Origin of the sequence: Mesorhizobium sp. CA13 (assembly GCF_020165235.1) — a bacterium.
GTDB lineage: Bacteria > Pseudomonadota > Alphaproteobacteria > Rhizobiales > Rhizobiaceae > Mesorhizobium.
Genome location: NZ_JAIUHS010000015.1, coordinates 127,866 through 140,644, shown reverse-complemented (window position 1 = coordinate 140,644; position 12,779 = coordinate 127,866). Strand labels below are relative to the sequence as shown.

The following is a 12,779-nucleotide window of genomic DNA, read 5'->3' as shown; positions in this document are numbered from 1 at the left end:
AGGCAACCATGGGGCTCGGCCGCGCACATCTGCGCTCGCGAGCGCAACGCGGAGGCTTTGATCGATCAATTCGCTCCGACGGCTAGGACGATCTTTCCCTTCGGCTGAGGCCGCACGCGCTCTAGCATCAAATGAGCCTCGCGCGCGTCCGTGAGAGGTAAGACTGCCCCCACCTTCGTTCGTAATTTTCCACCATCGAGGAGACGAGCGATTTCTGCCAGATTCTGGCTTGTGACGTTGACCAGAAAGAAGGCGGCTTCAACGCCATGCTGTACTGCAAGTTGCTGATCCGGCTTTGACACCGCCGAAATCAGCTTGCCGCCTCGACGAAGGACCTGGAACGACCGGTCTTGTGTTTCGCCACCGACCAGATCAATTACGGCGTCGGCGTCCCGCACTTCTTCCTCAAAGCGTTGCGTCCGGTAATCAATAATCGTGTTCGCGCCGAGCTCGCGCGCCAAGGAAATCTCATCCGCACCCACTGTTACGATCGTTTGCACACCCGCGTTGTGGGCCAATTGAACGGCGTACGACCCGACATTTCCCGCCGCCCCGTGAATGACCACCGTTTGACCGGCCTTGAGTTGGGCGCGATCGAACAACGCCTGCCAAGCCGTGACGGAAACGACAGGAACGGAGGCGGCTTCAATGTGGGTTAGCGAGGCTGGCTTATTCGAGACCATCGCCGCGGAAGCCAAAGCGTACTCGGCGTAGGCTCCGACAAACCGCGGATTTGTAACACCATAAACCTGATCACCCACGCACAGTTTGGAAACTCCAGAGCCCGTGACCGCGATTTCACCTGAAAAATCCGAGCCCAAAACGAGAGGAAGCGGTTGCGGCAGGGCGCTCTTTCCGGCTCGGATCCAACCATCCCAGGGGCCGACCCCAACGGCACCAACCTTGATCAGAACTTCGTCAGGACCGGGCTCAGGCAGCGGGACGCGCTCGAACCTCATGACCTCCGGCCCCCCAAACTCGTGTACGCGCCAAGCCATCATCGTTGAATGAATTTGCTCCCCATCAGCCTGAGGAACGATGCTGCTGCGGGTCATCTCGTTCTCCTTGCACTCACTTTGTCATGACCACCGTCGACCGCCGGAGAGATGTTGCCAACTACGGCCCAGTTGCCCTCCTCGGCAACCCGAGGGCAATGCCACGAGCGCGATGCTCCGCGTCGCGGCGCTCCCGGCAACCGCATGACGACTGACCCAGGCTCTTGCGCGAGCGGACCGCCTGAGCGATGGTGCCAGCGGCTGCCACCTCGGTCGCCAGCAGGGCGATTGTCGGTTGGCATGTCGAATGTAGCAACAGAGCCTGCCCTCGACCAGGAACGCGATCCTATGAATCAGGACAGCCGTGCGTCGTTTCCTGACAAGGCTGTTGATTGCCACTGAGAACTGACCCGGCAACACAGGATATTTCCACCGAGAATTGACCCATGTTTGAACCTTGCCCTGCGTTTTTCAGCGGGGGCTACGGAGTGATCGACATGGCATTACTGAGCGTGATCCGACGCTGGCATTTTCGAGAGCATTTATCGATCCGGGAGATAAGCCGCAGGACCGGCCTAGCCCGGAATACCATCCGCAAATACCTGCGCCAGGGCAGCGTGGAACCGAAGTTCAAAGTGCCTGATCGGCCGAGCAAGCTTGATCCGTTTGCGGACCGGTTGTCGGCGTGGCTGAGGACGGAAGCCAAAAAGAACCGCAAGCAGAAGCGCACTCTGAAGCAGTTGCATGCCGAGCTGATGAGCCTTGGCTATCAGGGGTCTTATGGTCGTGTTGCCGCTTTCGCTCGGGAGTGGGACATTCGTGCCGCTTTCGTTCGATCCGGGTGAAGCGTTCCAGTTTGACTGGTCCGAGGACTGGGCAATCATCGGCAATGAGCGCACTAAGCTGCAGGTGGCCCATACGAAGCTCAGCTACTCCAGGGCCTTCATCGTCCGGGCCTATCTGTTGCAGTCGCATGAGATGCTGTTCGACGCCCATAATCATGCCTTCCGTGTCTTTGGCGGCGTTCCCCGGCGCGGCATCTACGACAAAATGCGAACAGCAATCGACAAGGTCGGCCGCGGAAAGGAGCGCGACGTCAATGTCCGCTTCATGGCAATGGCCAGCCACTATCTCTTTGAGCCTGAGTTCTGCAATCCGGCCTCTGGCTGGGAGAAGGGACAGGTCGAGAAGAACGTACAGGATGCGCGTCATCGGTTCTTTCAACCGGTTCCACGCTTTCCATCACTGGAAGCCCTGAACGACTGGCTGGAGCTTCGATGCAAGGAGTTTTGGCACAAAACCCCGCATGGAAAAATGCGCGGCAGCATTGCCGATGTCTGGGCTGAGGAAGCCCAGGCTCTCATGCCGGCGTCCCGTCTCTTCGACGGCTTTGTCGAATACACCAAGCGGGTCTCCCCAACCTGCCTCGTGCATCTGGAGCGCAACCGCTACAGCGTTCCGGCGTCCTTTGCCAATCGGCCCGTGAGCCTTCGGGTCTATCCGGATCGTGTCGTTGTCGCTGCGGAGGGTCTGATTGTCTGTGAGCATCGCCGCATCATCGATCGCTCGCATGATCGACCAGGGCAGACGATCTATGACTGGCGGCACTATCTGGCTGTCGTTCAGCGCAAGCCAGGCGCCCTTCGCAACGGAGCACCCTTTGCCGAACTTCCCGATGCATTCAGGTCGTTGCAGCAGCATTTGCTCAAGAAGCCGGGCGGCGATCGCGAGATGGTCGAGATCCTGGCACTTGTCCTGCAACACGACGAACAGGCCGTGCTCTTGGCCCTCGAGATGGCGTTGAAGTCCGGCGTTCCGACCAAGACCCATGTGCTCAACCTTCTCCATCGGCTCGTCGACGGCAAATCGCTCACGCCCCCGACCATCAGCGCTCCCCAAGCTTTGACGCTTACCAATGAGCCGAAAGCAAATGTCGAACGCTACGATGCCTTGAGGAAGGCCCTGGAGGCGCGCCATGCGTCATAACCCTGCCAGCGGCGCAATCGTCATCATGCTCCGGAGCCTGAAGATGCACGGCATGGCGCAAGCTGTGGGCGAACTCACCGAACAGGGAGCGCCAGCGTTTGAAGCCGCCATTCCGATCCTGTCGCAACTGCTCAAGGCCGAGACGGCGGAACGCGAGGTCAGGTCGACAGCATACCAGCTCAAGATCGCACGCTTTCCAGCCTATCGCGATCTCAACGGCTTTGACTTCGCCAGCAGCGAGATCAACGATGCACTCGTGCGGCAGCTTCATCGTTGCGAGTTCGTCGATGAGGCCCACAACATTGTGCTCGTCGGCGGCCCCGGAACAGGCAAAACCCATATTGCGACGGCTCTCGGCGTTCAGGCCATCGAGCATCATCACAAACGGGTTCGCTTCTTCTCGACCGTAGAGCTGGTCAACGCACTTGAACAGGAGAAGGCACAGGGGAGATCCGGCCAGATCGCCAATCGCCTCGTGCATTCCGATCTCGTGATCCTGGACGAACTTGGCTGTCTGCCGTTCAGTGCATCAGGTGGAGCATTGCTCTTCCATCTGCTGAGCAAACTCTACGAACGCACCAGCGTCATCATCACCACCAACCTCAGCTTCAGCGAGTGGGCGAGTGTCTTCGGCGACGCCAAGATGACAACCGCCCTTCTCGACAGGCTGACGCATCATTGCCACATCCTGGAAACTGGGAACGACAGCTTCCGGTTCAAAAACAGTTCCGCACACGAGCCTAATAAAGTGAAGGAGAAAGCCAGAAACTTGACCCTCAACGCCGAACCGAAACATACATGAAAGGCGGGTCAAATCTCGGTGGAAATGCCGGGTCAGTTCTCAGTGAAAATCAACACGACGGACATCGGTTGTTTGACCGAAAGCCTGATATCAACGCTGCCGAGCAGGTCACCTATGTTCGTGGGAGCGACGGAGAGGCCGAGTTCCTTCTTGACGAACGACGATGCCGCAAAGCTTGCGTTGACATGCTCAAGATCGAAAGACATGTATCCGAGATGATCGGAAGCGAGTTTGCCGAGCGGCAAATTCAAGCCCTTGACGACGACAAACCCAACCGCTTCCAAATTGCTTATCGGAACACCATGCTTTTTGTCGTGAAACATCAGACACAGCTGATATATAATATTATCACCATTGTTCCTCCCTTCGAATGCCGCTGCCGAATTGGGATTTTTAGCCACTTTGCAACCTCTCTATAAGGGCATTCGCTTGGGCTGGAGTTCTAAAGCAATACTCTTTGTCACGTATTAGCTTTCGTTAATATACAATTATGTAAGGATCTAGTCTGGGCGACATTCCTGTTACTGTAGGATTATTATTGCGCGCAGGGTTTATACGACAGTCGTCATTTGACGACGGTCGTACGATTCTCGCGGAGTACCGGTACGAGCTCTCGGAGATCCGCCAGTGCGCGCAATGGCTTTGATATCGCCACGACCGATAGTGCCATCAGATCCCCGCTTGGGAGGGTCGGAATTATCCGAAATCGTTCGCCGCTGTGACCCTGAAATGGCCTTGACGTGAATCTCTATCACCTCGTCAGCAATAATATTCCCCGGCAACGCCGCCTCAAATAGCGCGTCAAACTCGCGATGCGCAGTAATCGTTGCTCACGCGCCCTACCTAACCCTTGCGTGTCGACGAGAACTTTTGAAGCCCGGGGCTTGCAAGGCCGTTGGAGTTGCCGGCGGCCCTTGCACCATCAGAACTTCACACCAAGATTGACCCTGGCGCTGTTGTCGACGCTACCGCCGCCGAACTGACCCGAATAGGACAGGCCGAGTATGGCATTGGCCGCCATCTTCAGGTCTAAGCCGGCCTCGATGATTGCGGTGTCCCCGGTGATCGGTACGCCGGCGATGGTGAATTGATCGCCGCCGGCAAAGGCGAGCGTCGACTGCAGCGCGGAGTCGCCGAACGCATGGCGCCAGCCGAGCCTGCCGCGTGCTGTGGCGTTGATGCCGCCAAGCGCGACATCGGTCGAGCCGCGCACGCCGAGCGTTGTGAAGGTGGCGTCGGTGGTCGAACCGGCGCTGGTCAGGGCCGCATCCCCGCCTGTCTCGCTGAAGCCGTCAGTGTGGACGCTGACATAGGCGAGATCGGCGAACGGCTCCAACTCGAATTGTCCAGCATCGGCCTTGTAGACGAGTTCGCCGAAGACCTGCGCCGTGCCGGCATCGTAGTCGGCCGAGAGCCCATCCGTGAAGCCATTGAAAGCAACCGAGCGCTGTGTCGAAAGACTGCTCCAGGAGTAGGCCGCCCCGGCGCGGAAGGCGACGGCGCCCCAATTGGTGCCGCCATAGAGGCCAAGATGATAGCTGTCGCTCTTGCCCGAGGAATTGCGATCGTCGGCATCGAAGGCGGAATGGCTGTAGCCGCCGAGCAGGCCGACACGCCAACCGCCGACCTGTGTGTCGGCACCCGCCAGCAGGCCGCCGGTGGAGCGATCGAAAGCGGCGGCGTTGCCGTCACTATCGGTATTGCCCCAGGAACCAAAAGCCTGACCCCAGACGGCAAAGCGGTCGGTGTCGGCGGCGACCATTTCGGGGCCGCCCTCGCCATAGGCCATGACCGGCAGCGGTGCTGCGCCGGCATCGCCGAAGGCGGCAGCGATACGGTTGGTGGCCGCGTCGCGCAGGAAACGGCTGTCCTCGATCAGTATTCCCTTGGCCGAGGCGTGAATCTCGCCCGAAATCTGGTCGAAGGCGCCTTGCGCCTCGGCGTCGGTGGCCAAACCGGCAACCGCCCCGAACAACGGGCCGGATTGCGGAATGCCGTCCAGCCCTTCGCCGGTGGCGATCTGGTTTGGCGTCAGGGCAGCATCAGCGAAGTCGCGCACCTGCGCCACGTCCAGATAGCCGTTGTAGGCGTCATAGGTGTCGATGACGCTGATGAATGCCGAGAGCGGGCCAGCATCGCCGGTAAGGGCCGCATACTCTCCCGTCAGCCCGCCGGTGGTTGTCAGGATAGTGTAGCGTGCGCCGAGTGCGTAGCCCCCCGGCGCGGCCTCGACGTCGAGCGTGCCGCCTTGCAGTTCGGCGGTGCCGGTTACCGCGATGTGGTCACTGGCCGTGGCATCCAGTTGCACCGCATAGGTCGAGCCCGCAACCTGGGTAAATGCCCCTTTTACGTTGAGGGTGCCGATCGAATTTCCCGGTGCGATCGTCCCCTCGACCCGTGTCGCACCGATCGTGCCGCCGCCACCCAGCACCGCGCCCGAATTGACCGTCGTCAGCGACGAGGCGGCGATCGAGCCATTCACGACAAGCTTGCCTTCCTCGACCGTCGTCGTGCCGAAATAGCTGTTGGTCCCGGACAGGCTCAGCGCGCCGGCGCCGGTCTTCACCAGCGATCCCGCCTGTGTTGCCGGCAGCAATATTGGCGGCACGTTGCCGTCGCGGATCGCCCCGGAGATCGTGTCGTCGCCGCCGAGCCCACCGACGATCATGGTCCCGAAGTCGAGATCTACGTCACCGGCGCCCGAGAGCGAGCCGACTGCAACCGGGGCGCCGTTGCCCTTCAGTGCGACCAGACCGCCCGCCTCGTTCTGCACGGTCGTCGTCGTGCCGTTCGAATGGTCCGAGAACTGAAGCTGGCCATCATTCTCGACCGTGATCGTGCGCGAGCCTGCGTCGGTTGGTGTCGCCTGGGTGCCGGTGAAGGCAAGCACCGCCCCGCTCTTGACGTCCGCGTCACCGGTGCCGAGCGCGTCCGTCACGCTCGCGACCAGCCTGCCGCCCTCGACGATCGTGCCGCCTAGATAGCTGTTGGCATGCGAGAGGATGAGGCCACCGGTGCCGATCCGGATGAGCCTGCCAGTGCCGGATATCTCGCCGGCCTGTTCGGGCATCGCGACGATGATGAGCCCGGGCTGCTCGTAGTCGAACTTGACATCGCCCGCGATGTTCACGGCATTGGCGATGGTAAGGTCATCGAGGCCATACTGGATCGTCGTTCCGTCGACGGCGCTCAGCAAACCTGTGCCCAGTGCGTGGTCGTGCTCGAGCCGCAACGTGCCGGCTTCCAGGCTGGTGCCTCCGCCGTAGGTGTTGTCACCCGCCAGCACCAGCGTGCCAGCGCCGATCTTGGGCAGGTGACCGCCGCCCGAGACGATGCCGTTCACCGTGAAGATCGTGCCGGCGGCCTGCGAAACCGTTCCGCCAAGCGACAGCAGTATGTCACGGTCCGTGGCAAAGCTTGCTGTCGTCGCCAGCGTGCCGGTTTCGAGCGCGACGCCGCTATCCGGATTGCCGAGATTGGCGTCGGCACCGACCGACAACACGCCTTTGGACACCAGGACACCGCCCGAAAAACTGTTGGCGCCGGAGAGCACGAGCGTGCCTTCGCCATCTACCGTCACGCCCCAGCGTTCATTCCCGAGATAGGTGCCGGCGGACGGGACATAGCCCTGCGCAACCACACCGACCATGTCGGCTATAGTGTCGGATATCGTCTGGGTCTCGCTCGCGCCGGGCTTGAAGGGGAGGTTGCCGCTGCCTTGCAGGAAGATGCCGGAACCGAAGGCCTGGCTGCCGGCACCGCCCGCCGCAACCGAATTGCCGTTGAGAGCGAGGTTTCCCTCGACGATCAGCTGGCCGCCCTCGCGCACGAACACGGCGCCGCCCATGCCGGCGCCGCTGCCATCGCCGCTGCCGGCACCTGAAACGCCAACGGCGCCTGTGTAGGGACAGTTGACGTTGGCTGCCCCGCAGTTGTCAAAGGACGTGCCTCCGGAACCAAAATTTCCTCCGTCGCCTGCACTGGCGCCAAAGCCGGCAAGCCCGCCGTCTCCCCCGTTTCCGCCCAACGACTGGCCTGTGCCGCTGTTGTGCAGGGAGGTCTGCGCGCCACCGCCGGAGCCGCCCCGTCCGCCACCGGCGCCAAAGCCACCATTGCCGCCGTTGCCTCCTAAGCCTCCCGTCGCGGCAGCGGTTCCGCCATCAGTCACAGACGCAATTGCATGGCCCCCGGACCCGCCCGTGCCGCCGCCGCCGCCGAAACCGCCTCCACCGCCATCTCCGCCCTTACCGCCGATTGCGCTGGCGTCGGCGCCCGACACGTTGCTGACAGTGAATTGATATCCCATACCACCGCCGCCGCCGCCGCCACCGGTGCCGCCAGTGCCGCCCACTGTACCGGGCTGTCCGGTTCCGGATGCCGCCGTCCCTCCGGATCCGGGAATCGAGGCCGAACCGCCTCCTTCGCCACTGGGGCCTCCATTCGGACCGCCGCCGTCGCCGGCTGCATTTGAAAGCTCTACGCCACCATCGCCGACCAGGCCACCGCCACCAGGCCCGCCCTGATTGGTGACTAAACCGGTCGGCCCCTCGCCGCCTTTGGCCTTATTGTCGGAGAGGTCTACATCGCTGACCGTGACCGTTGCCCCAGCATTGATAAACAGAGCCCCGCCCAGTCCGGCTCCTCCGCCACCGCCATAGATGCTGGTACCGCCTTGGGCCAGCGCATTCGAGATGGTCAGGTTTTCCACCCGCACAGTACCGGACGTCACGAAAAGCCCGCGATAATCGCCGCCGCCAGAGAGCGTGTGGCCGCCGCCTGAGATCGTCACATCGCTGTGCACCTCAGGCAGATTGCCGCCGCCACCCGCCGTCAAGGTGATGTCGTTCGACAATATGATGGTGTCGCCGTTTGCCTGGGTGGCCAATGCCGATCGCAGTTCGGCCTCATTGCCCACCAGGTAGTCCGTGGCAAAGGCGGAGCTCGTTGCCATGCCGGCCAGGATCAAGGCCGTGGACGCCATCCACTTCGTACGCCTGAGCGACCGGCTTGTGTTTGCGGTTGCACGCATTTCCATTTGATCCCCGACGCCCGAAGGTACATTGCGAGGCTCGGTCCTTGAGTGCCCGCGACGCAGTGGCCGGAAGGTGACGGAATGAGTTTTGGTGAACAGTCGTCATTTGACGACATCGGGGCCGGTTACTGGCACCTGTTGCCTTGGCGCAACATCATCGCCGGTGGCCGGCTACCATCCTGTTTGCTTTTATGGATACGCTGCAGAATTACACAAGCCGCGTCGGCTCGCTCCTTCGGGCGGCCGGTCAGATGCTGGCCGCCCGGTGAAGCCGGCGTCTCCATCTCGCAATCCCAGACGTCCATGCGTTTGTCGGGTCGAGTACGCAAACGTACCTCTGATGCCTTTTTTCATTGGTCAATTTGGGTACTCCCCGCATCGGGGCCGAGCAAAGGATTTGGCAGGCACCATCGCATACACGCGCCACCCACTATGGCTTGACTGGTCTGGTTTCCTTCTTGGGCTGGACAGCAATCGAAGGCGCATCCGGGGGCGGATCGGCATCGGTCGGCTTCGGCTGCCCCGCGACAGGAGTGTCCGGCGCTTGCGGCCCGCCCGACGTGAGATTGACCGACACGCCGTAGATCTTCCACTGCCGGTTCATCGGCTCGAACAGAAGCTCGAAATTGACCTGCAACGGCACCGACGGAAAAAAACCCGCCATGTGCAGCATGCCGTTCGGCTCGATCTGCGGCAGCAAGGTCAGTTGCGGCTCAAGCACCGCGACGGCGCTGAAGTCGAGCGCCTGCTTGCGCTGGCTGGCAAAGATGTCGCCTAGCTGGGCAGCGCTGTTGGCTTGGAAATTGGGCGAACCGAGATCGCGTAGAACGGTGTAGTTGCCGGTCTTGTTGGCCTGGTCGAGTGCCAGCAGCGCACTGCGCGTCAGGATCAGCACACCGTTGCGGTCGATGCTGGCCGGATGAGCCGCCTTCTGGCCGATCCGCTTTTCTTTGGCCTGGGCATGAGCGGTGGGCGGCGGCCCCACGATCGTCGCCAGTACCATCAGAGCACCGGCAACGATCGTCCCCCGCGCAAGGCAGCTTCCCCGCACGCTTTGACGCCGCGTGCGTGCGGTTGGCGCCGTCCTTGCCAAGATCAATTGAGCGTCCACGATGCGCCGAGGCTGACGCCGACATCGCCATGGTTGGTGGTTGCCGAGATGGCGCCGTTGAGGCGGAAATCCAGGCTGGGGTTGTACCCGAGGCCAAGTGCTAGCCCCGATTGTCCTTTGAAATTTCCGAAGCCTCCGGCGAGCGACAGTTTGCCGGGTCGATCGTCGTAACGCAGACCCGCCGTCGCAAGTGCCAATGCCGTTCCGGCACGCGCCTCGCTGCGATTCTCGCTGATCTGGTCACCGAGATCCTGGAACCCGGCCTCCAGCGCGCCGACGCGACCGTCGAGCTGGGTGAGGTTGTTGGTGTTCGTCGTCACCCTGGTGTCAAGATCGGCGATCTGCGTGGTGTGCGTGATCAGCGCGTTGGCGTTGCCGGTGATCCGCGTCTCATGATCAGCGAGCTCGGTCGTGTTGGCCGCGATCTGTGTCGTGTTGCTGGTGATACGCGTCTCGTGATCGGCGATCTGCGTGGTGTGCGTGATCAGCGCGTTGGTGTTGCTGGTGATCCGCGTCTCATGATCAGCGAGCTCGGTCGTGTTGGCCGCGATCTGCGCCGTGTTGTTGGTTATGCGCGTCTGATGATCGGCAAGCTCAGTCGTGTTGGCCGTGATTTGCGTCGTATGACTATTCACCGTGGTGCTCAGATTGGTGATGTCGGTGCTGTTCTGGGCGACCTGTGCAGGCAGGTTCTCCAGGGTCGCGAGGTCGAAGGTGGAGGTAGCCATATTTCCAGCGTCATCGGAGGTGACCAGATAGGTTGTTCCGGACTGCGCGTCCTTGCTAGCCTGTCGGTTGATCCCGCGCATCGTGTATGTCTGGTTGCCATTGCCGATCGCAATCTGGTTATCGCGATCGGTAACTACGCCGTTGCCAATAGCGATCGACGCCTGATAGTTGGCTTGGGCTCCATTGCCAAGCGCGACGGCACTGCTTCCGCCCGCCTTGGACTGGTAGCCGAGCGACACCGCGGCATAGCCTCCTGCCTCGGTCTGATTTCCCACCGCGATAGAACCATCCCCGAGCGCCTGAGTTGCCGGCTGCCCCGCCTCAGGGAGACGGCCACCGATCGCTATCGCGCCCTCACCCAGCGCTTTGGCGCCCGATCCGACCGCGACATTGGCAAACTTGCCAGCCATACCGGCTTGGGCGTTGTACCCGACGGCTGTTCCTTCATGTCCCGCCCCACTGGAAGCACCAATGGCGGTGCCTCCTCCTCCTACCGCGCCCGATGATGTTCCACACGCGAAATCGCCTTGGACGTCCCCGTCGCATCCATCTTCGTCGCCTATTACCTGAGCAAACGCCGGACTGTTTAAGGGTGCCAGCGCAGACGTCAAAATCACTATCGCAGCATAGGCTGCTCGAGTTCCCCAACAAGCCATGTGGCCCCTCCAAGTTAACCTGTCCCAAGAACGACTGGAACAAGCTGTCCGCGCCGGTCGGCATTAGCCAGTCGTCATATGACGACTGTTCGTCGGTTTGTGGCCCAGCTACTGGCTTGCTGGACTTGGATGTTGCCTGCAGGGCACACATGCTTTTTTGCTAATTATCGATGAGGGAGGATTGGCGGCAGCATCGCCCAATTCACCCCTGATGCAACTTGCGCGAGAGCTTCCGTGTGCTAGGCTTCTTCACGAAACCTGATCATTCCCCAGGATCGGAAAGCTCCCAATGGCTGTTGTCACCATCGAAGCGGTCTCCGCCGTGGTCGGCCAGATCTATGAGGCGGCCTACGACCAGGAACGCTGGCTCGGTGCGATAACCGGCCTGCGCGACCTGTTCGGAGGTTCGCGCTCCTGCATTGTGCGCGTCAGCCCGGAAACGCTCGATGCGGTGGCATCCGACTTGGATCCGGAATTCAATTCGCAGAAAGGTATCGAAGCCATGCTGCGCGACCCCCTGGCTGCGGCCTCGGCCGCCTTGCCCCTCGGCACGGTCAATCGTTGGCCGCTGACATCCGACGAGACAGCGTTCCGCCGCCGCGAACTCTGGCAGGACTGGATGAGGCCGCGCGACATGTATCAAGGGCTGGTCTGTAACCTGCTCGCCTCCAGCGGCGCGCACTGGCTGCTCGATATTCATCGCGGCTCACGGCAGGACGCATTCCGCACCGACGACATCGACCTTTTACAAAAGATCGTACCGCATGTGATGCGCGCCGGGCAGATCGGCCGGAGTCTGGAGAACACGTCGGCATTGGCATCGGCCTTCTCGCACCTGCCCTTCGGCGTGTTTCTGGTCAACGGCCATCAGCAAATCGAGCAGATGAACGAAGCCGCCGAGGCAATGCTGGCGCCGCCCGACAGCCCTCTGAGGCTGAACGGCGGCACGATCGTCGCCTCCGATCTCAGGGATGCGCAGGAACTTCAACGGCTGGTCGCGGATGCCTGCTCGTTAAAAGATGGCGTCATGCCTGGAACCGGCGGAACGTTGGTGGTGCCGTCCGACCAAAAGCGATCGGAGCTGACGCGGCTTGTGCTGTCAGTTGCGCCATTCGTCGATGCCCGCGCCTACGGTCTCGCGTCGGAACGTTGCGCGGTGATCATGGTCACGGAGGTCGCCCGGCGTATTTCAGATGGCTTCGAGACGCATGTCCGCGGCCTGTTCAATCTGACACCGGCCGAGGCCCGGCTTGCCGCCGCATTGGCTTCCGGGCGGACACTGAAGGAAGCCGCGGAAAGTTCGAACATCACCGTGAAAACCTGCCGCACCTATCTCGAACGGATCTTCTCCAAGACCCGCACTCACCAGCAGAGCGAACTGGTGGCCTTGCTGAAGAGCACGGAACCGCTCAGCGGGCGTAGCCGGTAGTCCGTACGAGCCCTGCCTCCTGGATTTGCTGATTAGAGA

General features: G+C 61.5%; 7 protein-coding genes and 1 pseudogene. 3 read left to right on the top strand and 5 right to left on the bottom strand.

From position 1 onward, the window contains the following. Positions 1-65 precede the first annotated feature (65 nt). Positions 66-1,055: an NADP-dependent oxidoreductase gene (locus LB566_RS26565; protein WP_224628845.1), complete on the bottom strand. Its 990-nt coding sequence runs from the start codon at positions 1,053-1,055 to the stop codon at positions 66-68. A 437-nt stretch (positions 1,056-1,492) separates the two neighbouring features. On the opposite strand from LB566_RS26565, the pseudogene istA reads away from it, so the two are divergent. Both istA and istB read left to right on the top strand, forming a co-directional pair. Next, positions 1,493-2,981: pseudogene (gene istA, locus LB566_RS26560) on the top strand (IS21 family transposase). Further along, positions 2,971-3,783: an IS21-like element helper ATPase IstB gene (gene istB, locus LB566_RS26555; RefSeq protein WP_224628844.1), complete on the top strand. Its 813-nt coding sequence runs from the start codon at positions 2,971-2,973 to the stop codon at positions 3,781-3,783. The pseudogene istA and the gene istB overlap by 11 nt, the downstream one beginning before the upstream one ends. Positions 3,784-3,815: 32 nt before the next feature. Here the strand turns inward: istB and LB566_RS26550 are convergent, their stop codons facing one another. The 4 genes from LB566_RS26550 to LB566_RS26535 form a co-directional block, all read right to left on the bottom strand. Further along, complete coding sequence (locus tag LB566_RS26550; RefSeq protein WP_224628843.1) at positions 3,816-4,184, bottom strand: hypothetical protein; 369 nt, start codon at positions 4,182-4,184, stop codon at positions 3,816-3,818. 521 nt (positions 4,185-4,705) lie between these two features. Further along, positions 4,706-8,764: an autotransporter domain-containing protein gene (locus tag LB566_RS26545; protein ID WP_263498379.1), complete on the bottom strand. Its 4,059-nt coding sequence runs from the start codon at positions 8,762-8,764 to the stop codon at positions 4,706-4,708. Between the two features lie 481 nt (positions 8,765-9,245). Next, positions 9,246-9,818: a hypothetical protein gene (locus LB566_RS26540; protein WP_224628842.1), complete on the bottom strand. Its 573-nt coding sequence runs from the start codon at positions 9,816-9,818 to the stop codon at positions 9,246-9,248. 92 nt (positions 9,819-9,910) lie between these two features. Continuing rightward, positions 9,911-11,065, bottom strand: a complete 1,155-nt coding sequence (locus tag LB566_RS26535) for a YadA-like family protein (RefSeq protein ID WP_224628841.1) — start codon at positions 11,063-11,065, stop codon at positions 9,911-9,913. Between the two features lie 535 nt (positions 11,066-11,600). Between LB566_RS26535 and LB566_RS26530 the strand changes: the two genes are divergently transcribed. Further along, positions 11,601-12,740, top strand: coding sequence for a helix-turn-helix transcriptional regulator (locus tag LB566_RS26530; RefSeq protein ID WP_224628838.1), 1,140 nt, complete (start codon positions 11,601-11,603; stop codon positions 12,738-12,740). Positions 12,741-12,779: the final 39 nt, after the last annotated feature.